This is a genomic window from Bacteroidales bacterium (assembly GCA_023228145.1).
Lineage (GTDB): Bacteria > Bacteroidota > Bacteroidia > Bacteroidales > CAIWKO01 > CAIWKO01.
On record JALOBU010000018.1, the window covers coordinates 1 to 22,044 of the forward strand.

The 22,044-nt window shown below is 36.8% G+C and carries 14 protein-coding genes; 2 read left to right on the forward strand and 12 right to left on the reverse strand.

The window, feature by feature from the left end; genetic code table 11:
* Window positions 1–585, reverse strand: a 585-nt coding sequence (locus M0R16_09460) for a fibronectin type III domain-containing protein (GenBank protein MCK9613108.1), incomplete at its 3' end; no start/stop codon positions are given.
* A 674-nt stretch (window positions 586–1,259) separates the two neighbouring features.
* Here M0R16_09460 and M0R16_09465 point away from each other — a divergent pair.
* Together M0R16_09465 and M0R16_09470 are read left to right on the forward strand one after the other, a co-directional pair.
* Window positions 1,260–3,302, forward strand: a complete 2,043-nt coding sequence (locus tag M0R16_09465; protein MCK9613109.1) for a tetratricopeptide repeat protein — start codon at window positions 1,260–1,262, stop codon at window positions 3,300–3,302.
* A 45-nt stretch (window positions 3,303–3,347) separates the two neighbouring features.
* Complete coding sequence (locus M0R16_09470) at window positions 3,348–5,342, forward strand: tetratricopeptide repeat protein (GenBank protein ID MCK9613110.1); 1,995 nt, start codon at window positions 3,348–3,350, stop codon at window positions 5,340–5,342.
* Between the two features lie 686 nt (window positions 5,343–6,028).
* Here the strand turns inward: M0R16_09470 and M0R16_09475 are convergent.
* From M0R16_09475 to M0R16_09525, 11 genes are all read right to left on the reverse strand, one after another.
* Window positions 6,029–7,468 (reverse strand): hypothetical protein, encoded by a 1,440-nt coding sequence (locus tag M0R16_09475; protein ID MCK9613111.1) that lies wholly within the window; start codon window positions 7,466–7,468, stop codon window positions 6,029–6,031.
* A 103-nt stretch (window positions 7,469–7,571) separates the two neighbouring features.
* A complete protein-coding gene (locus M0R16_09480) occupies window positions 7,572–8,213 on the reverse strand; it encodes a DUF6266 family protein (protein ID MCK9613112.1) in 642 nt (213 codons plus the stop codon).
* A 236-nt stretch (window positions 8,214–8,449) separates the two neighbouring features.
* Window positions 8,450–8,926, reverse strand: coding sequence for a hypothetical protein (locus M0R16_09485; GenBank protein MCK9613113.1), 477 nt, complete (start codon window positions 8,924–8,926; stop codon window positions 8,450–8,452).
* Window positions 8,927–10,391: 1,465 nt separating this feature from the next.
* On the reverse strand, window positions 10,392–11,213 hold the full coding sequence (locus M0R16_09490) for a class I SAM-dependent methyltransferase (GenBank protein ID MCK9613114.1): 822 nt from the start codon (window positions 11,211–11,213) through the stop codon (window positions 10,392–10,394).
* Window positions 11,203–12,000, reverse strand: a complete 798-nt coding sequence (locus tag M0R16_09495) for an ABC transporter ATP-binding protein (protein MCK9613115.1) — start codon at window positions 11,998–12,000, stop codon at window positions 11,203–11,205. Before M0R16_09495 ends, M0R16_09490 begins: the two co-directional genes overlap by 11 nt.
* Window positions 11,988–13,001 carry an iron ABC transporter permease gene (locus M0R16_09500; protein MCK9613116.1) on the reverse strand — a complete coding sequence of 338 codons (1,014 nt, stop codon included), beginning with the start codon at window positions 12,999–13,001 and terminating at the stop codon, window positions 11,988–11,990. The genes M0R16_09495 and M0R16_09500 overlap by 13 nt, the downstream gene beginning before the upstream one ends.
* Entirely contained in the window at window positions 12,998–14,029 is a 1,032-nt protein-coding gene (locus M0R16_09505) for an ABC transporter substrate-binding protein (protein ID MCK9613117.1), read from the reverse strand. The genes M0R16_09500 and M0R16_09505 overlap by 4 nt, the downstream gene beginning before the upstream one ends.
* 36 nt (window positions 14,030–14,065) lie before the next feature.
* A complete protein-coding gene (locus M0R16_09510) occupies window positions 14,066–16,138 on the reverse strand; it encodes a TonB-dependent receptor (GenBank protein MCK9613118.1) in 2,073 nt (690 codons plus the stop codon).
* Window positions 16,139–16,458: 320 nt separating this feature from the next.
* Window positions 16,459–18,102 (reverse strand): hypothetical protein, encoded by a 1,644-nt coding sequence (locus tag M0R16_09515; protein ID MCK9613119.1) that lies wholly within the window; start codon window positions 18,100–18,102, stop codon window positions 16,459–16,461.
* Window positions 18,103–18,173: 71 nt separating this feature from the next.
* Window positions 18,174–19,868, reverse strand: coding sequence for a DUF6035 family protein (locus tag M0R16_09520; protein ID MCK9613120.1), 1,695 nt, complete (start codon window positions 19,866–19,868; stop codon window positions 18,174–18,176).
* Between the two features lie 10 nt (window positions 19,869–19,878).
* Window positions 19,879–21,927 (reverse strand): hypothetical protein, encoded by a 2,049-nt coding sequence (locus tag M0R16_09525; GenBank protein MCK9613121.1) that lies wholly within the window; start codon window positions 21,925–21,927, stop codon window positions 19,879–19,881.
* Window positions 21,928–22,044: the final 117 nt, after the last annotated feature.

Below are 22,044 nucleotides of genomic sequence, written 5' to 3' on the forward strand. Positions count from 1 at the left end.
ATAGATTGTAGAGGTGCCCGAGCAAGCAGAAGAAGGTGAGACAGCAGCACTTGTTGGTGCCGTGGGATTACCTGATGTTGTAAAAGCACTGGATGTTTTATAATCCGAGCTTCCACAGCCATTGTTCGCATAAACTCTCATATAATAAGTCGTTCCGCAGGCAAGACCTGTTACTGACGCAGTTAACCCTGTTGTAGTGTCCCTGGCTGTATAACCACTTAAATAAGTATGTGTGGAGCTTGTGCCAACAGACCAGTAATAGGTAATCGATAAATCTGAACCTGTACAACCTGAACATGAACTTGCAACCCATGATCCTTTTGCGCTATTATATGATACATCAGAAATTGTAATTGTCCCTGGTATTCCAGGATTGGTACATGCCATTATATAAGTCTCAATAGGTTGAGAACTCTCAGGAGAACTCACAGCCCATCCGTCAGTAATACCTTCGGGATCGCCTGATGTTGGATTTTCTCCTGCATAAGCATAGGATGAAAACATAAACATTCCGGCAAGAACAAAAGAGATTGCTGCCGTTTTTAAAATCTTGCAAAAATCAAATAGCATTGAATTGCGGCACATAAATTTTTTCATTAAATTGAATAGTATTAATAATTAATTATGTAAGTAATATTATTTATAATAAATAAAAAATGCAAAAGTAAATAAAAAATATTTTTTTTAAGTGCTTTTTATTAAATTTTATAAACAATAAAGCTAAAATTTTAAGGATTAATCATATTTTATTTAAAATATGTCCTTGAAACCTATTATTATAAACACATGTAAAATAATTGCAACTATGTATAAACCATGTATGATAATCATCAGTGTCCGATAAAAAATTGATTTGTAAATAAAGGATGTAAATATTGGTTTATGTTTTTTGCCTCAGTCCTAAAGGAAGAATTGATTTTCAGCAATTTACATCCTACAGGAAAGAGGCAAATAAATTGATGAAAATCAATATTGATATGTTTTTCGAAAATTAGCCCACTAGCATCAATTTTAATACAAAACATAGTATTTTTGCCTCTTTTCATTCTGTTTTAACTTTTTTATCGGACAATAATATTATGATGATAAAAAAAATTATAATAATTTTTTAACAAGTGTAAAAATTCTATTATTAATCCTGAGACTGAACTCACAAATACTAAAATTTAATCCTTAAGACGGCATAAAAAAATATCTTTGTAGCTGCATTACCGGTTCATGTTAAAAATAATTAAGAGATACTCAATATATTTCTATTAATGAAGAACAAAAAGCCCAATAAAGAAACATCCAAAAAAGCTAATCCCTCAAAGCATAGAAGAGCCGAAAAGCAGAGTGTTTTTGAAAAATATTCAAACCTTATAGGGTTAAGCATAATAATGCTGCTGGGCATAGTTATTTATTCCAACTCATTTAAATGTTCCTTTAATTTTGATGATTTGAACGGTATTATTAACAATACGAGTATTCAGGATTTGTCGAATGTGAAGGCATGGTGGAGTTTTAGCCCCAACCGTCCTGTAAGTATGTTCACTTTTGCACTGAACTATCATTTCAGTCAGCTTGATGTGTGGAGTTACCACCTTATAAACCTTATGGTTCATCTTATAAATGCCTGCCTGGTGTGGTGGCTTACGATTTTGATTCTTTCATCGCCGGTTATGAAAACACACCCGCTTGCAAATCATAAAAAAACACTTGCATTTTTTGCCTCTTTATTTTTTGTTTCTCATCCTTTGGCTACGCAATCGGTTACTTATATCATACAGCGTCAGGCCTCTATGGCAGCCATGTTTTATATGCTGTCGGTGGCTTTGTATGCAAAAGCACGTTTGTCAGAGAAAGGAAGCAGAAAAAAAATTATTTTGTTTGCCGGAGCACTTATTTCCGGAGTGATGGCGGTGCTAACCAAAGAGAATGCCTACACCCTGCCTTTTGCCATCTTACTTTTTGATTTTTGTTTCTTAAGAACAAAAAGAAAATCAGTGAATCTTAAAGATTATCGTATCATTTTAGTCATCGCTGCGTTTATAGGATTGATTGTTTTTCTCTTTTTTAAATTTTCCCTGCATATTTTCGACCCTTTGCCACCTTCTCAGGGAAATGATTTTACGGTAACACCGCTTAATTACCTCTTAACACAATTCAGTGTAATTGTAAAATACATTCAGCTATTGGTTTTACCTATAAACCAGAACCTGGATTATGATTTTCCATTATCAACCGGTTTTTTTGAAATCAGGACACTGCTGAGTTTTATGTTTTTATCAGGCCTGGTGATTCTTGCAGTTTTTTTATTTAAACGCAACCGGATAATCTCTTTCGGTATCTTCTGGTTTTTTCTAACGTTGATAATTGAATCAAGCATCATCCCGATAAACGACCTGATATATGAGCACCGGACTTATCTTCCTTCGTTTGGGTATTTTATTATTTTGAGCACCATCATCATTACTTTTATTTGGGACAAAAACAAATACGTTGCCATTGCTTTATTTGCCATTATTGTACTATCAAATTCAATATTAACCTTTGAAAGGAATAAAGTCTGGAAAAACGACCTTACACTCTGGAGTGATGTAGTGTCAAAATCTCCGAACAAGGCCCGGCCTGTGAACAACAGGGGCATTTATTACCTTAAAACCAAGCAATGGGAAAAAGCAATTGCCGATTTTTCAAAGGGCATAGAGCTATATCCGAAATGGGCAGTTACTTATTATAACAGAGGTGTCGCACGGGAAATACTCAGGCAAACGGATAAGGCGCTTGCCGATTACAACAAAGCCATAGAGCTCGACACCCTGTATGCTGATGCTTACTATAATCGGGGAAATGTACTCGGGAATACCGGAAATATTGAGCAGGCAATAGAAAATTTTTCAAAAGTAATACAGATAAACCCCGACAATATTAATGCTTTATATAACAGAGGGGTTTCATACGCAGCTCTCACGCAGTGGGAGAAAGCTATAGATGATTTATCAAGGGTAATAGAAATTGATCCTTATCATGCAAAAGCTTTTTCAAACCTAGGGGCTGCCTGGGCCAACACCGGACAATGGGAAAAAGCCATTTATGATTATACAAGGGCATTGGAGATTGACCCCTCGCTGACGGCAACCTATAACAACCGCGGTATTGCCTATATGAACATCGGTAAATATGCAGAAGCGCTTGCTGATTATAATAAAGCCATAGAAATGGACCCGAATTATACAGATGCATATAACAACAGGGAAATCCTTCGCCAGAAAATAAATGCTGCCAATAAAGATGAAATAATTAAAAATAACACAAACTAATAAAGTCTGAAAAAAAATCTACCGGTGATATAGTTTCTATCAGAAATGCGAAAGAAAAAAACTACTCAAAAATCACAAAACAAAAAAAACAGTTTCGTTTCATCCAGCAGAAAAAACCTTGCTTTTGGATTATTCATAATTGTTACTCTTGGAATTTTGATTTACTCAAATACATTCCGATGTTCATTTCATCTGGATGACAATATGCATATTGTTGACAATGGGGCAATAAAAAACATTTCGGATGTAAAAACCTGGTGGAAGTATAGTCCCAACCGGCCTGTCAGCATGTTTACATTTGTTGTCAATTATCATTTTGGCCAGCTCGATGTGTGGGGTTATCACCTTGTAAACCTTATTATACATCTTATCAATGCCTGCCTGGTTTGGTGGTTAACGTTGCTGATATTTGCCTCACCGGCAATGAAAGCCAATCCGGTTGCGCAATATAAAAAGGCTGTGTCGTTATTCACTGCTTTGCTTTTTCTTTCACATCCGCTGGCGACACAATCGGTAACCTATATCATTCAGAGGCAGAATGCCCTGGCGGCTTTGTTTTATTTGCTATCCATAATATTATATGTAAAAGCCCGATTAACTTCAGAAAGAAAGAGTTTGATATATGTTTTCTTCATTTTGGCGTTCATTTCAGCAACACTGGCGGTATTAAGCAAAGAAAATGCCTACACGCTACCTTTTGCAGTTTTGCTATTTGAGTTTTTCTTTCTGCGAACAAAGAGGCCTTCCATACAATTAAAGGATTACCGTGTTATTTTAATGATTGTGGCATTTGTGGGATTTGTAATTTTTATTCTGCTGAGGTTTTCTGTAAATATTTTTGAGCCTTTGACACCCTATAAAACTGAAGGTCATGGAACTACTATTACTTCTGGAAATTATCTTTTGACTCAGTTCAGCGTTTTAGTTAAATACATACAATTACTATTTCTTCCTATACATCAGAATTTAGATTACGATTTCCCTATATCAAATAATTTTTTTGAAATCAAGACACTGGGGAGTTTTTTGTTTTTATTAGCTTTAATTATTCTTGCAACAATTTTGTTCAAACGCAACCGGATAATCTCTTTCGGAATCTTCTGGTTTTTTCTGACCCTATCCATCGAATCAAGCATAATCCCAATAAAAGACGTGATTTTTGAACATCGAACCTATTTGCCTTCATTAGGTTTTTTTGTCATTTTAAGTTTTATTATTTATAAATTTTTTGGAAGTAAAAAATTTACTGCGCCAATACTATTAATATTAATAATAGGATTTTATTCGATGCAGACATACCAAAGAAATAAAACCTGGAAAGATGATATAACATTGTGGAGTGATGTGATAGAAAAATCTCCTGCAAAAGCAAGGCCCTATATAAATCGCGGGCTTGCATATGGCAATACCGGATTCCCCGACAAAGCAATAAGCGATTTTTCAAAAGCATTACAAATTGCGCCGAATAGTGTATATGCATTATGGAATCGCGGAGCTACTTACAGCAAACTTCGGCAATGGGGAATAGCTATTGCAGATTATTCAAAATTAATAGAAACCGACAGCGAATATATTGATGCTTATTTTAACCGCGCTGCTGCCTATGAAAATCTTAAACAATGGGATAAGGCAATTGCTGATTACAGTTATGTCATTATATTAAGTCCTCAGCATGCTAAAGCGTACAGCAACCGCGGTGTTGTATACTTTCATCTCGGGGAGACAGAAAAAGCCATTTCCGATTATACTTCTGCAATAGTAATTGATCCGCAATTTGCTATGGCATACGACAACCGGGGAACTGCTTTGATGCATCTTGGGCAGTATGATGATGCTATTAATGATTTCACAAAAGCTGTTTCGATTGACACCAATTTTACAAAAGCATATAATAACCGCGGAGTTGCTTATGGCAGTAAAGGGCAATACGATAAAGCAATAGCCGATTTTAACAAAGCCCTTGAAATTGACCCAAATTTTTCTGATGCATTAAAGAACAAAGATTTTGCTGAGCAGAAAGTGAGGAGTAATGGTAAATGATTTGTTTTTTGAAAGGACTTTCATATAACTTTCTTTTAAAACAACGTGGTAAACGATTTTAGAACTTTTTACCAACTATTTTTGGCCTATATATCCAAAATAGAAAAATATGCAAAAAAATTAAAAATGAATTATTGTAAATGGCTTATTTACAACGATTTTGTTTTCCGAATATTTCCGATTATTTCTTTGGTCATTTTCCGATACAAAAAATGAAGTGATATTGATTATGAGTTAGTTAGAGATGGTGGGCAACGGTCGGGCAACAAGAAAAAATCAAATAAAAACAGGCTCAAAACAATTACCGGCCAGAATGTAATTGGTGTACAAAGGTACAAGCAATGCCCTGAAAAAACAACTATTTCAAAATAATTTTATTAACCCGAATATGTTGAAAACATGAAAAATCACTTCACATTCCAGCGGAAAATCGAAAAATAATGAGAATCAACAAGTTGCAACGAAGCTCGATCGAAGCGGGCAACAAAAAAAACTAAGCTGCGAAAAAGCCGCGTCAAAACCCTGTCAAACCCGAATTTTATTACAAGAAGGGAACAAGAAGTGAATACCAGGGGAATCAATGGGGCGTGCTGATATGGTGCAAAAATGGTGTCAAAATACCCAGAAATAATAAAGCCCTTGCTCACGAATGATGCAAGGGCTTATGTGTGATTGAGCTTTGCTGTTTACTTCACTTTTGATGCCAGTTCATTACCGGCTTTAAATTTTACAACTTTCCTAGGACGTTTCTTATCAATTGAAAAAGTATAATCATCATCAATGCCGATCACATCAAACTCAGCGGAAATCGTTTTTTCATCTTTTATGGTTATGGTGTAAATCTGATTACGGAGAAGCTTTGAGCAAAGGAATATGTTGTCTGAACTTATTATATGCTGTCTTTCTTCGCCAGTAGTTTCGTTTTTTGAATGGATCGTGTATGGAATGGTGCCAATCAGGTCGGGAGGTATAAAGTCCTTTAAATCGCCCCAAATTGCCGTAAAAGGTGCATGAATTTTTATGCTGTCCGGATGAATCAATCCGTTTTTGAAAAGCAATTCACAATATGAAAGAGAGTCCGGATGGTTGAGGCCAAACCTTGTGACCGTTGTTTTGTTTTTCCCCATTGCATCGGTGATAAAGTAAAGAATATTGAAGGGCTTGTCCTGATCTTCATCATTGATGGGAATAGTGACTGATTGCTCTGAAGCCGGAAATGTATAATTGCCACCATAGCTCTTACCATTGGACACGAGTATCCAAGGAATAACATGGATCACATCATCGGGATTAAGCTCAGGGAACTTGGTGTAATCATCAATAGAGATTTTGAGGCACCATCCTGTAGCAACCTGGTAAGTGGTTGCATGAATGTTTTCCGGCATGATGATCCGGTCTGTAACATTGAAATCAAAGTTATCAAATTTAAAATCCGTATTAAAATAAGCGCCTGCAGAAGGGCTGTTGATAATATTGGCCGGATTGTATGCCCGGACATCACGCGAAGAGTCATTAATAATATTGTAGAAAAGCATCCCCTCAGACCAGGCATTGTCGAAATCGAAATTCAATGGCCAGTCAGGAAAAGACATTTCATTAATGTAAGTGGAAAAGCGATTTTTAAAAGGCAGCTTGCAGATATTGGATGTATTGAATGAATTATCAAATATCAACCGGCCCACTGCTGTTAACCTGATTCTGTTGAAATCAATATCGCCCATATTGACCGTACTAAACTCGATATAAAACATATCAATAAAGGGATTGTACTCGAACTTGACAATCAAAGGGGGCAGCATGGAACCACCTGAAAGAATCATGTTTTGGAAAATGATCTTACCGCTTTCATCAACCATAGGGTAATTTGCTTTGATGGCTTCGGCCCATGCAGTTGACCTGCCGTTCCGGTTCTTGAAGTTCAGGGGAATTACATTGTCTTTGAATGGCTGCAATGCCAATGAAAGGTTTTTGATTTTCTGTCGCTGTAGCTGCTGCGCTAATGTGTTTGGGTTTTTTACCATAGGCTGGTATTTTGAAACAGTGATCAGGGAGTTCCATTTCCGGAATACCACGTTGCCGAGTTTCCCTATCGCATCACCGAGAAAGCCATTTTTTACTGTTGCCATTTTGTAATATTTTAAAGTTTACAATTAATATGAATTATTTGATTATAAAAAAGGGCTTTCCATTTAGGATAAGCCCTTTTACATAACAACCAGAGCAATATTTTTATTGAACTACAATGGTGCCACTGTAAACACTATCGCTACACGTATTACCACCAGGATTAACAAAAAATGAATAAACATGAACGGTGTCACCAGACCAGGTATCAGGAACAGTTTGCTCATCTAATCCGGTTGCCCTTGTGGTAGTTGTTGCACTGTATAACCATTCATTTTTGTCTTCGTTATATGAAGCAACATATAAAAGATCATTGTTGGCTTCATCAAGCGGATCAACGGGCGGAGTCCATGTTCTCTTTACTTTGAGAGCAAGGTCGTTTCCTGCATGGAATGTTACGGTCTTTGTCAGCGAACCTTTTGCCACCTTGAGCAATGAATAGTCAATGACATAATTGCCAGGGGTTCCGGTGATGGCCGTTTTGATGTTGTTTTTGATGAAAACATTGAAGGCAGACATATCAGTTGTCATGTTCTGAAATGAAACCTTGAGCATGGTCAGCAATCTGCGGCCTTCGGCTACCATCATTGAAAATTTGTTGCGCTGGTTCACCTGATCGGGTGTTCTGGGGTTTTTCACCTCAATGGGTTTGGTGCGCATGGTGTTTTTCGAAAACTGTTTCGAGAAAACTGCAGTACCGAACTTCTGTTTGGTTCTGCCTGTGATCGGGTTTTGTACAATTGCCATAATAAAAAATTTAATTGGTTATTAATTGATATTGATTAGGATTTTAACATAAATAAGCGGCCTTGATACGGAGTTGAAGCGGACTTAAACTGTGTTTTATTTTTTTCATATAACAAAGATAATAAAGATAAACGTAAAAATCACATAAGTAACTGTATAAAAACATGTTATGTCGCCTTATGCGCTGTTTTACTTTAAATGTTTTAAAAATGAAAAAAGGAGTTTTTTTGCTCCCTTTAATTTGATAATGACATATTCTCTGATCTGTTTTGGATTACTTCTGTGCCGTATTTGCAGCGGATATATTCGATGGTTTTAGGCTTCTTGTTAGCACTTTTGTAGTCGGGTGGTCTGTAATACCACATGGTCTTTTTTGGTGCGAAATAGAAGCCCGTTTGCTTTAATTGTGCCCGGTGGGGATAGGTGTTGCCACTCAACCAAATCCAGTTCCCGATTAACTCAATGATGATGCCATCCAGTCCGATGATCTGACTGATGATCTCCGGGTACCGGATGAATTCTTCCTGATCCTGCTCTGACTTTTCCGCAAAGGAAAAGAACGGATTTTTCATGATGTTTTCATACTGGAGGTTGATCTCCTGCATGGTTGCCGTATCGCCTCCCCGGTCGGGATGGTGCTGCAGGGCTAATTCTTTGTATCTGCGCTTCACTTCTTCGAGTGTGCAACAGCTTGAAAAGTAGTTTGTTTTCATGGGTTTTGTTTATAAATTTTGATAACTTTTTCTGATATTTTCGGCTCGCTGTGCGCTCGCCGCCACATAAAAAAAATATATCATTAATGAAACCTTAGGCAGCAAGAAAGCGCGTGTGCGGGCTGAATTGCAAGGTTTTTGCAAAAAAAATACTACCTCCTGCCACTATAAAAAAGTCCTATAGATGCAGGAGTGTGGAGATTTTTTTTGCAAAACTTGCTTGACCTTGCAAGAGCGGTGGCAGCTTAACTTTGCATAAGGTTTTATTAATGACCTTTAAAGAAAAACTCTGTGGCATCAGGGTGGAATTTTTCTTTCTCTTAACGGGTGGTTGGGTGGGGGTTGGTGGCAGCGATGGCGGTTTTGGCGTGGTTTTTTGTTATGTGTCGGGAAAAATAATATAGCTGTCGGAGGTACGGAGCAGCTTTATTATGTGCGGCTACGAAAGTATAGCGAATGAACTGAGAGGAGCGTAACCGAGATCAGGTAGCGAAGCGGACTGTCGAGGTGTAGCGGAACGAAGTGAGAGAGCTTTGCTTGCAGCAGCGTGGCTTTACAAAAACCATTACAAAACCATAGGGTCAGGGCGCTTGGGATAAAAAAATCACGAAGTACATTATTGGTGCGTTGGCATAAACCTGATGAGGGCTGGCGTAGTTTTGTGCACGTGTTGTTGGAGCATCGGTGTGTGCATAGCATAAAATCAGGGTGCAGCTTTGGTTGCCACAAAGGAATAAGCTGCAATACCGCCGAAAGGTTTTGATGGCTTGTGGGCAAATGCAATTATGAGTGAAATGAACGAAATCGAAATGAAATGGAGTGTTGCTGTAACGAAGTGGAAGCGTTAACGGAATGGAATGGAGATGTAGTGAATGAACTGATAATGCCTTTTCGGCGGTGAGTGATGATTTATTATTTTGAGGTTGGATCTATTGCTGCTTATGTATTTGTGTCCGGGAAGGGCTGCACTGCTGATTTTATTTGGGCGGGTAAAGCGATGCTATTGGGTTTGGCAAAAACTATGACAGCCCGAAAGTTTCCATATCAAAGGGAAGTGTGCGTTGGCTTTTGTGCGGTGGCGGATAGTGCGGCTATTTTACATAATAACCATTATAACTGACAGGCAGCAACTCTGTCCAGCCTACCCAGCGGCGAAGCTATCGTTTACCTTACGACCTGCTGCTCTCGCCTGCCTGTTTTATAATGCTTATTATGTTAGAATAGCATACGATACTAAATCTTCCAAAATAGCGATCCGGCAGCCGGGCAAAATATGTGGGAGCTAAGAGCATTTTGTCCCGGCTGCCTGGAAAAAAATATAAATAATAATGAATAGAGAATATTTACAAACAAATGAAATAGAATACCGCGCAAGAAAGGTAGAAAACATTTAACGGAATATACTATAAAAACTAATAATGCAAGGATTATTCAACAAATAATATTGACTCCTTAATTATTTCGATTAACCTACATCTTTTCTTCCCACATACAAAAACTGGTTCGCAAGACCAATCATTTCAGGATCTTCACAAGTTGACCGTAATTCATCGAAGAGCATGTTTTTGTTAGTTTGTGAATCATATTTTGACAAATCATTTTTGGAATAATTTAACCCTATTCCCTCCAGATTGCGGATGTGCATAGTGTCAAATCCATGAGGTTCAATTGAATTTATAGCCACTTCTGGAAGGCATTTGTACTGTGGCACCATATATTTCTGAAACTTAACAGTTGTGATAGCATCTTTTAAGAGATGTTTTACGTAATCGGAACAACAGGGCGTATTACTATCATGATGATGAGGAGGATGATCGTATGTACTAAGAAAAACGGCAAATAAAAAACCACCTTTTTTGAGAACTCTGAACGCTTCTGATATTGCTTTGGTTCGTTCTTCGCAATCCGTGAGATGATATAATGGCCCCATAAGAAAGACCGCATCAGCACAATTTTTTTCAATAAAAGACAAATCCGTTGCACAAGCGACCTTTGAAAAAAGAACATTGCTTTTTAAACCCTTATCAACTCGTTTTTCAAACGCTTCAAGAGACCTTATTGAAAGATCAACCAAGCCGACCATACAGCCCATTTTTAACAGAAATTCTGCATATCTGCCCGGACCAGCTCCAATATCAATAACAGTCGAGCCTGCAGCAATGTACTTTTTCATTAATTCTGTAATTAGCTCAAATTCCGCCTCAAATAAAGGGTTTGATACAAGGCGGTTATATTCTTCATTTACACCTACATCGTAAGCAGCTGCTATAATATCCTTATTTGTCATTATCAAACGATTGTTTTAAATCCGGTACTATCAAAGCCCTGCCTTCGTATGGCAAGGCGTGCAATTCGTATTTATAAACCGTTTTCAGGTAATCTGCGCTCCAGGGTTTTGTATCTTCAGCAGGGCGGTCAAGTGTTCCGTTTTTTACAAAAATAAAATCATCGCCATACAAAAAGGCAATATTAGGATCGTGCAATACTGTTACAACAGTTAAGTTTTGAGTTGTCAATTCCCTGAGCAGGGACAGGAGTTTTGCCTGATTGCAAAAATCAAGGTGGGTTGTAGGTTCGTCCAAAAGTAATATATGGGGTTCTTGCGCCAGCACTCTTGCAATCATAACAAGCTGTTGCTCGCCACCTGAAAGCTCGGTATAAATACGATTACGAAGATGGCTTATATTTACTTTTTCAATAGCATTTACAGCGCTTTCTATGTCAGATTTTTGAGGGATAAAAGAAACCTGTCCAGCCCTGCCTGTTAAAACTACCTGTTCTACAGTAAAAGGAAAGACCGCCTTGTGTTTTTGTCCAAGAAACCCGAAAATTTTTGATCTTTGGCGGAGACTTAATGAACTTAGATTGTTATCCGATATTGAAATTTCACCCTGAGAATACGGGAGCAAACCCGCAATAATACGTAGCAATGTAGATTTGCCACTTCCGTTTTTTCCGAGGATGACTGTAAGTTTCCCACTTTCAATCTCCGCTGAAGCATTTTGTAAAACAACATTCTTCCCGTAGGAGAATGAAAGTCTGTTTATTGATATGGCTGTTCTTAATTCTCCCATCCGATGTTCGTTTTTTTCATTAAATAGAGGAAGAAAGGCGCACCAATGAGCATGGTGATCACCCCGATGGGGATCTCAAAACCCGCAATGGTGCGGGAAAAATCATCAATGATGAGCAGGAATGTACCACCGAAAAGAAAATTAATAACAGTACCCTGCTTGTTGTCGGGGCCAATCATCATGCGTACCATGTGCGGAATAATAAGCCCATAAAGTCCAATTATTCCGGCTACGGAAACCGCTGCTGACGAAGCCAGCGTTGCTGCAACAAGTACAATAATCTTTTCGCGTGTTGGATTAACCCCTGAAGTGCGTGCTTCTTCATCGCCAAGGGCAAGCACATTCAGGCGCCAGCGCATGAGGTAAAGAATGAGCACGCCTAACAGAATTGGAATACAAGATGCTTTGAGCAATTTCCAGCTTGCATTGTGCAGGTTTCCCATAGTCCAGTGAACAATAGATTGCAGTTTGAACGGATCGGAAAGATATTGAACCACTGTTAGAAGCGCAGTGAATATTCCGGTGACAATAACACCTGAAAGGATGAGTGAAACTATGGATAAGTTTTTATGCTTAATTGCAGCAACATAGCTCAAAGCAACGGCAATAAGTCCGAAAAAAAATGCTGAAAGCTGCACCGGGAGAAACGCCCATGCCAGCGCAAGAGCTGCGCCAAAAGCAGCACCAGAGGACAGTCCTAAAATATAAGGAGATACCAATGGGTTGCGAAATATTGCCTGCAAGCTGCTGCCCGAGATCGAAAGTGCACCTCCAACCAGAAAAGCAAGGATAATCCGGGGCAACCTGACATCCAAAAGAATTGATTGGACAGTCTGTAGCCCTGCCATGTTCTCAACATTAACATTAAATATCAAATGCCTAACCCATTCGAAAATGGATTCTGAAGATGCTATCCCGGAAGGCCCAATAAACAATGAAATAAACAGCACCGGCAACGGCAACGCATAAAGTAACACGATGATGGCTTTCCTGTATTTCATCGGATGGTTTCTCCTTTTGACCCATAAAGCATTTTAAGCATGGCTGTTTTCTCATTGTCAAGATTGACATTTGAATTACTTGAAGGATAACACCATGTATGAAGCAGTTTTACAGCATATTGAAATTTTAATGTCCACAGATCACACATAAAAACAGAGGGTAATTCATATACTCTTTTGTTTTTAACAGCATTAATATTTTCCCAACCTGAAAGGTTCAGAATGTCGACAGGGTTTTTATTCGCGTTGCACCACATTACAATTACATCGGGGTTCCATTCAATTAGTTTTTCAAGGTTGACGACCATGTGTTCATCGGGTGAAATACATGCGTTATTAGCACCTGCCAGTTCTATTAGCTCATTAACCGTGCTTTTTGCACCACTGGTTTCGAGCGGACCCTGCGACCACATAAAATAAACTTTCTGCTTTTCCACACTTGTGTTATTTACAGATGATGAAAAATCAGACACCTGTGATTTCGTATATTGAATAAGTGAATCTGCCCTTTTCTCCGTGCCGGTTATCTTACCAAAATCAGATATTTCCTTATAAACATCAGCAGTGCTTGTGAGCATAACAGCATAAACTGGTATTCCCTTAGCTTCGATAGTTTCAATAGATTCGGTCTGTGATGCCCACATAACAACGAGGTCGGGTTTTAAAGCGACAATATTCTCCATGCTGATAAAGTCCCAATTACCGGGCGTCGGAAGTAATTTATTCCTTATCCTGTTATCCAAAACGGCATATTGTGAGAACACTTCGCTATCATAAATATTAGACGATACCCCAACAATACTACTCTCTGTGTGTAGCATGTAAAAACCGGATAAAGCGCTTTCGATAAGGCAGACAATACGTTTGGGATGATCATTAAAACCTATTTGCTTTCCCCTGAAATCTGTTACCGAGATTTTACAATTGCTGCCAGAGCACTTATTGTTATTATCGTTTGAACATGATAAAGCACCTAATAAAATAGAAGCTACAGTAAATAACAATATGTGTGTTTTTGAAGCAATCATAAGGGGAACTATAGAAACAACAAAGCTACAATTTTATCAGAAGCCGACCGATACGCCACCCATGAATGAAAAACCGGGATCCTGAAACTGCCAGGGCATAAGGTATTTGTTGTTGGTAATATTGTAGAGATTAAGGAAGCAAGAGAGAAAAACTTTTTTACCGAACTTAAAATCCTTAGAAACATGCACATTAACCGTTTCATGAGCAGTGAAAGCAGCCCTTCCGTATTTATTACTGCTGTCGTACATCTTACCTGCTACATGAACATAAGCAACCGCTTTGATACGGTATGGCAAATTCAATGAAAAGCCAAGATTGGTAACTTTATCGGGAACAAACGGTATCTGAGCGCCATCCTGTGTGGTGTCAATTTTATTAGTGATTTTTGTATCAAGCAGTGTGAAGTTAGCAAAGGCTTCAATCATTTCGGAAAACTTATAATTCAATGAAAACTCAAGGCCTTTAGAAGTAGTTTTCCCGGCGTTGATGGATTGTGTCTGCGATGGGTCTTGTGAAACCACATTATCAATAATAGCATCGTCAACCTCGTTCAGAAAACCGCGAATGGTGAACATACCAGATTCTTTAATGCGAAAATCAATACCAGCATCAATACCTAAGCCGGATTCGGGTTTCAGGTCGGGATTCGGAAGCTGGCCGTTCATACCCGGAACACCCTGGTCGGCAAGCAAAATTGTACCTCCAATGGATTTAAGACCGGGAGCCATAAAGCTTGAACCCGCATTTACAAAGGGACAGATGCCGATTTTTGAATTGTACTTGATACCTGCATTCCACAGAAAACGGTTCCAGGACTGTTTTTTGTTTCCCGGTGCAATGCCACCCAATTTTGTTATATCATAACTTATGATGTTGAACCTTGCACCGCCGCGAATGGTAAAACCAATTATGCGAAACTCCTCCTGTGCATAAATACCAATCTGGTTTGCCGAAGCATCATTGCCGGTTGTCTTAACATCATTCACGGGTTTGCCCCATGTGTTATAAGCCGCATACTGATAATCAACACCGCCTGTCAGCATACTGTTTTTGAAATGCCTGAATGAAACGGAAATATCGGCAGGGATTATGGTTTGTTGCACACCATTGTCGGATGCAAGCTGCAGGCGATCATCCCATGATAAAGCTGTGTTGGAAAAATTATCTTCCTGCCATGACCTGTCGTAATTGCGGTAGCCGACTTTTGTTTCAAGGGAAAGGTTTGGATTGATTTTAAATGAATAGGCAAAATTTACCAGGTTATACATGTGATTGTATCCCCTGTTGGGCCTGCCCACATCACCAATATGGAGCGCTCCGTTGACAAATAATGAAAGCTTATGTTTTTCCTGTTTGTCAATAAAATAATTCATGCCTAAGAAAAGTTTTCCTTTGTTATATCCCGGATGATCAATCATGTTGAGCCACGAACCTGCAGAGCCATAATCGGTGTAGTCTGACCTCTCATACGAAACGCCGGTAAACATGTGAAACCTGCCAAAATGGCTTTGATGGTATATATTTCCGTTAATGGTATTATAAGAACCTCCACTTAAAGAAATGATGGTGCGTGCGGTGTCAATTTTTTCCTTCAGCACAAGATTTACTGTACCCGACAGCGGGCACTGATTACCAGCAAAATCCTGCGACAGGTAATTTGAATAGAGCACTGAAGCCGGGCCTCGCTGCACCTCAATACGGTCAATTGCATTGAGTTCAATTGCCATAGGATCAACAAAAGCATCAATCGGCAAGCCCATCATCATGTACGTGCTGTATTTGGGGCCAATGGCTCCGTAGGTTCCCCAGTTGACATCGTTGCGTGAAAGTACCGATACCGCATTACCGGGAATATATTGAATAGCTTCGGCCACATTTCGGTTGCCTGATATGATACCGTTAAGGTCTTTTGCCGTTATCACATCAACTTTTTGGGTAACGTTGCCTTTTGATTGAAGTGTTTTTGATGTGGTGATAATAACTTCATTAAGGTAGGCAGTGTCTTTGGTAATTTGCCCGAAGCTCAAAGCGGGCATTACCAGCGATGCGGCTATAGCTAAAAAAGCAAACCGCTTCTGTAAACTTAAAATTTTTCTGTTTTTTTTCATTTGATTCTGATTTAATGATGTTACGTTTTTATAAATTCGTAATACTGTATGGTTAAAAAAAATTATCTGATGCCTGTTAATATAGGTTTTTTGACGTATATAAGTTTTTTATTATTTAATAACATATCAAGAAATAGTTGCATTGACGTGCTACGTTTTTCATATTCGTGCCACAAAAGTATAGTTTTTTTTGAAAAACAAAATTTTAAGCAAGAAAAATAAAAAAGCTCTTACGAATAATCCTCTAAAATAGCGTGAGAAATTAGAATTAATGCCAATTTTTAGTCAGAGCGATTTGTTTTACATGAAAAATAGATAATTTATGAATTTTTATTGACATTATAAAGTAATTCACCTACTGTTTTTTCAGACAAATATTTCGAAGTAATTTCATATTTAATTGAGAAATCGTTATCTGATTTGATAAAAAGGTAACATGGGAACAATAAATTCTCCTTTGGATTCAGTTCTTTAAAACTAAATTCTAAAATTTGATTATTATCAATTACTTCAAGAAATGTAAAATTAAAAATACAAGACACTACATTAGTAAAAATTGATTGTTTATTATTAATTCTATTTTGCTCTGATTCCATGAAATCTAAATCCAATGTTTGAGAGTGAAAATAATTTGTAGTGTCTTCTTTAACATTGCTATCGCAGGAACACTTCAAGATATCTTCAATTAACTGATAATCATCATTGAATTTTTTAAGATTCTCCAAAGAAGATGGTGGAGAAATTTGATTGTGTTTTAAAACAGTTACTGATTTTGGTAATTTGATTAAAACACGTATTTTTTCATCATGAACACCACCTAAATTTTGGAGGGCTAAAGGAATAATTTGAAAATTTTCAAACTGAATTAAAAAGGTACAAAGGTCCTCTAATCCTATTAATTTTTTATAGAGTTCATCTAATTTGGTTTTCTTTAACTTCTCGCTATCTGAACCCGTATAGTCAGGTTTTCTATCACCAAAAGAAGAAATAACTCTAACTGATGGTTGTACTAAATTCCCAACATCAAAAAAAATTGCATCAATTTTTCGATTAAAATATTTTTCTATCAATGCTGAGATTTTTCCTTGATCTTTTATGCTAAAACCTGCGTCTGACCATTCACTTATTGAAGTATGGTTTTGATACAAACTTGAAAGTGATGATCTTCTTTGAGGCTTAGTACTAGAAATAATTTGAATATGACTGATTTCATTTATTAAATCCTCGATAATTCTTTTTTCATCGAAAACTAATGGTAAATCTGTAAGATTCTCATATCTTAACTCAGATATTTCCTTTTGAAATAATTTTTCTTCAGCATTATAAAAGGAAATATCCAAACGATTATTATAAACTTTACCAAAAATTGTTGCAAAATTAAATCTTAACCATTCTAAAATTTTATCTTCAAATGTTGATCTAGATATTTTAGTGCCTGAAATTGAAAGGAATAGAAATTGAAGAACTATAGAGTCAGCAATTTTATCAATAGTATAAAAATTTGCGTTAAAACCTTGGTCAGATATGAATTTGTTTAAAGAAGTACTAACGTTAGATTTTAATGAATCTGGATCATAGTTTTTAATGGTAATAATTAACTTATCAATAATCGGTTTTAAAAATGAATCTAGTGCTTCTTCTTTTTTATTAGATTTTTTAATTGCCTCCTGAACGGCATCTGAAACTGTTCCAATAAGAATTATCTCATAACTCAATGCATCATTTATATCGTTGTACAAAGCAGTAGCCCATGATATAATGTCACTTTTTGAAAAAGGATTTATTGATGATTTGACTTGAACAACTTTTCTTTGAGAATTTGGATATTCCCATGAAATATCAACTTTTTCATATTCTGTTAAAGGTTCAATTTGAACATAAGTCCATTTATCATCATTTAACGAATTAAAAGCTGAAATAACTGCTTGAAAAAGATAACCTCTTGAACCTTCTTGACCACCCATAGTTCTATTTTTATTTTAAGTTATTAATTTTAATATAATTATGAAATCATTTGCTAAAGTTCATATTTATGTTACATAAGTTCAGGGTAAAGAACGGATAATACAGATTCAAAGCGAGTATCCTTTTCTTGGCTTGAATCAGATAATGATTTTAACTTTGAACGAAATGTTCCCTTTTTGTCATCATTCATTAAAGCTGGATATAAACCGTAATGTTTAAAAGCAAAATCAAAATACATCCAATGTTCTGAATATTCCTTAGCCGCAAGGTTTGCCATCCAGAGTAAAGATTGTTTTTCATTTCCTAAAATAGAAAGACGGCCGTTTTTTGCAGATTCAATAACAAGAAATTCGTTTAGATGATCATAGAATTTTTCGATATATGAAAATTGTTCCAATTTTTCATAATTCTGAAAAGTAAATAGCATTTTTTTTTGCTCTAATTGGCAATAGTTTTGCTTAATGAACTCAAAATCTCTTTCACAAAGATGATAACCACGTGAGAATAATAGCTGTACAATTTTGTCTTGAAAGTATGATGATTTAAGGCAGGATATAAAAGTTGTTTCGACATCTGATAGTTTAGTGTTTAATGGTAAATAAATATTTTTTGATTTTAGAAGAAAAATTATCAGGTTGTAATGTGCCTTTTTTGATAATAAAACCTGAATAATATTTTTACCCTGATTACTATAGGTATTCAGCTTTAATATGTCATTCAAAATTTGTTTTTCAATTTCTGAAGACTGCTGAATAATTACAAGCTGATTTACGCTATTCAATAAATCGTTTTTTCGAAAATCACTAAGAAAATCCATTATTTGATTAGCTTTAACTGTTGCGTTCTGCTTTTTTCTTTCAAGTTCCCTCAAAGTCAGGATTTCGTTCAGCTCAACTTCAGCTAACAATTTATCAGCACTACAATCATAATAAAATGGGCGAAAAGTTTCAGGATTATATTTTATCTGGTCTATGGAGACAATTTCGTTTAACCACTCAAATTTTATCGCAAAATCATCCACATAAAATTTTTTGTACCAAACCTTAAAGCACAATGTTTTATTTTCGTGAGAAGCTTGTTCTGCTTCCAAATTAAAAACGAAAGCATTGTTTCCATTCGGAATAAAAATATCTTTTACAGTTATGCTTTGAAAATTGTAAGGATCAAATTCAGCAAAAACCCACATTAATGAAATTCGGGAGCGTTCATAAAATGATTCTCGTTCTTCAATCACAGTATGGAATGTATTATTTATCTGAAATTCAATTGTAATTTCTCTTTCATTGAATTTAAAATATATATCAGGTTTTCTTCTTTCTGAATCACCGTACCTGTCAAGTATAAATTTTTTATCAATAATAACATCAGAAAAAAAGTACTGTTGTATAATACTACCGACTTTATTTTTTAATGAAATATGAGCATTACTTTCGGATTTAAAAGCGTATTGTCTTCTTTGTATTTCCTCCTTTGTAATATTCTGACCTGTTTTGATTGAACATTTATCAAAACCAGGATCTTTTATATGCTTGAAATAAAATGTATGTTCTTCCTCGTAATTTTTTGTACAACTTAATTCAAGAGCTGTACCACATTCATCACATACAAGATAAGGATTGTTTTCTTTGTTGCGTTTACGAAGGGAACGCCTTAATAATACATATTGGTCCCTATCTTCAAATTTATCAAGGGAAAAACCAGCTGTAACAGTTAAATGAGTATCTCTGTTGAATAACTTCTCTATAGTTCGTATAGGAAAAGGCATAAAAAATTGTTTATAAAAACCATAAATTTTCTTTTCCGAAATCGGGGATGTTGTTGCTTTCGAAATGGGGGTATTTTTCGGCGACCATTTCGGGGTATTTTACAGTAACGGGCAAATTCTGCTGGGTTACCGATGTCCAGTACATACGGCTGAACTGGTAAACCTGATCAATCAGGTCGTTGATGAGTTTATTGTCTTCAAGCAGTTTTTCATCAGTTGACTGAATGTTGAGTTTTACCGGAAAGGGGAAACCATCTTTTGCGCCGGGCATGGTGTCACCATACCTTGTGTTGTTGCAAAGCAGGAATTGATTTCGCCCGATATTTACAAAGGTTCCGCTGTTGGGGATCATGTTGTTGGAAGGGCAGGCTTTATCAAATATCACAAGGTCGTGGGATTCGGTTTTATTTATCGTGATGACAATAACCGGAATATCGAGTTTTAAGCTGTATAGTACACGAAGTATCGGTTTCAGGTCTTTCCGGCTCATGCGTTTGTAAAAGTGAATTACGAGGCGTTCTATGGTGTTGTTTTGTTCAACAAAGGTTTCGACAGCATCACGAATGGAACCTGCCAGCATTGTTGTAGAGTGTGCGGAGTAACAATTGAAACTCTGAAAACGGCCATTATTAGAAAAGCAGAATGCGCTTCCTATGTATCGGCTTGCCATGTTAACGGACTTAAATGCACCAACACCTACAATTAAATCGTTGTAAATGGTTCTTTCCAAACGCCAGGGAATGCCTTCCAACTTTGCAAGGATTGCAATGGCTATATTCGGGAGACTGAAATTAAATGAAGGATCATTGATGGTCTCGGTTTCGATTACCTGGGATGTGATGTTGTATTTCAGAAGTTCGTATTTTATTTTGTAGTACAAACTATGTAAGGATTTATCCAAAACTTCTTTGGTATGTGGAGTAATGTATATTCCCAAATATCTTGTACCGGATATACGCGGCCATTTTTCAAGTTGTTCAGTGATCTCTGGCATAGGGTCTTTCAAATTCTGAAAGACAATGCTTTTATTAATATCAAGGAAATAGTTCATTTTAAGAAAATCCTTCAAGGACTTTGATCGTGCGCTTTCTTTACCATTGAACCAACTTATCAGTTTCTCGACGGTGGGACGGTCTGCCTGATGGAAAATAAGAATAAACTCAATTCTGTTGTGAGGAGTTGGAGCGTAGGGCCCATTTCTTACCAAGCCCATGAAGGGATTCAGGTCGGTTTTATTATTGCCAAAGATAAGCTGGTTGCTGTCTTTAGTCGTACTGAAAATCCTTTCTTTTGGAACACTTATAAAACTTTTCGATTTAACAGGGATTATGTTTTTGAACTCAGGTGTATTGAGATAGGTATCCACAAACCATGAAATCTCATCATAAAAGAATTTAAGTTTGTTTGGGGTTTTAACCGGATCCCATTCTAAAGATAATGCTGAACGCAAGGTATTACTTAATACAGGACGGACTTTGTTCAAATCTAATTTGGCTTCATCAGTCAGTTTGTTGTACGACATTATCTGACGGTCATATATTACCCTCGTGATGGCTTCTGCAGGAACATTGACTTTATTGAGACCTTCCTTAAATACTTTGCTGATTCCTTCGTAGGAAATAACAAGTTCGGGGAAATCGGTAATCCGGTTTATCTGAACTTTGAGGGCAAAGCGTTTGAAAATGAAGAATTGACCTGCGCTGGCACTTTTATCCCAAAACCAAAATTGGTTGTCATTAACAAAGTTAGGCGCTGTGAGGCATTTACCGGTATTCTGAAAATAATTATAAATAAGCCAACTATAATAATGCTTTGCAAAACGAGGACTTTTGTGAAGGTTAACGCTCAGTTTTTTATTTTCATTTTCAGAATTAAAGTTTACATAAAGATACCGTATTGCAGGATTTAAAGCCGGAAACAGTTCTTTGATATTTACAGGCCATTCGGGCTTGTGAATGGAATATAAGCCGTTGGTTTTTTCTATGGAAAAAGAGAAATCGGCTGTTACTGCAGGGTGGTCGAAGGTGAGGATATTTAATATGAGGTTTTGTGATGCCATTATTTTAATGAAGAATTAATAATGAAAAATGTTGAGTGTATTACCATCTGCAATAGTATTTATAATTGGATCATTATGTAATTGTTATAATGAAAGCACATTATGGACACTACGACC

Excerpts from the sequence above, each read along its gene's own strand:
- M0R16_09495 (MCK9613115.1), bottom strand. The coding sequence starts at position 12,000 with ATGGGAGAATTAAGAACAGCCATATCAATAAACAGACTTTCATTCTCC.
- M0R16_09510 (MCK9613118.1), bottom strand. The coding sequence starts at position 16,138 with ATGAAAAAAAACAGAAAAATTTTAAGTTTACAGAAGCGGTTTGCTTTT.
- M0R16_09515 (MCK9613119.1), bottom strand. The coding sequence starts at position 18,102 with ATGGGTGGTCAAGAAGGTTCAAGAGGTTATCTTTTTCAAGCAGTTATT.
- M0R16_09465 (MCK9613109.1), top strand. The coding sequence starts at position 1,260 with ATGAAGAACAAAAAGCCCAATAAAGAAACATCCAAAAAAGCTAATCCC.
- M0R16_09480 (MCK9613112.1), bottom strand. The coding sequence starts at position 8,213 with ATGGCAATTGTACAAAACCCGATCACAGGCAGAACCAAACAGAAGTTC.
- M0R16_09520 (MCK9613120.1), bottom strand. The coding sequence starts at position 19,868 with ATGCCTTTTCCTATACGAACTATAGAGAAGTTATTCAACAGAGATACT.
- M0R16_09525 (MCK9613121.1), bottom strand. The coding sequence starts at position 21,927 with ATGGCATCACAAAACCTCATATTAAATATCCTCACCTTCGACCACCCT.
- M0R16_09490 (MCK9613114.1), bottom strand. The coding sequence starts at position 11,213 with ATGACAAATAAGGATATTATAGCAGCTGCTTACGATGTAGGTGTAAAT.
- M0R16_09485 (MCK9613113.1), bottom strand. The coding sequence starts at position 8,926 with ATGAAAACAAACTACTTTTCAAGCTGTTGCACACTCGAAGAAGTGAAG.
- M0R16_09505 (MCK9613117.1), bottom strand. The coding sequence starts at position 14,029 with ATGATTGCTTCAAAAACACACATATTGTTATTTACTGTAGCTTCTATT.
- M0R16_09500 (MCK9613116.1), bottom strand. The coding sequence starts at position 13,001 with ATGAAATACAGGAAAGCCATCATCGTGTTACTTTATGCGTTGCCGTTG.
- M0R16_09470 (MCK9613110.1), top strand. The coding sequence starts at position 3,348 with ATGCGAAAGAAAAAAACTACTCAAAAATCACAAAACAAAAAAAACAGT.
- M0R16_09475 (MCK9613111.1), bottom strand. The coding sequence starts at position 7,468 with ATGGCAACAGTAAAAAATGGCTTTCTCGGTGATGCGATAGGGAAACTC.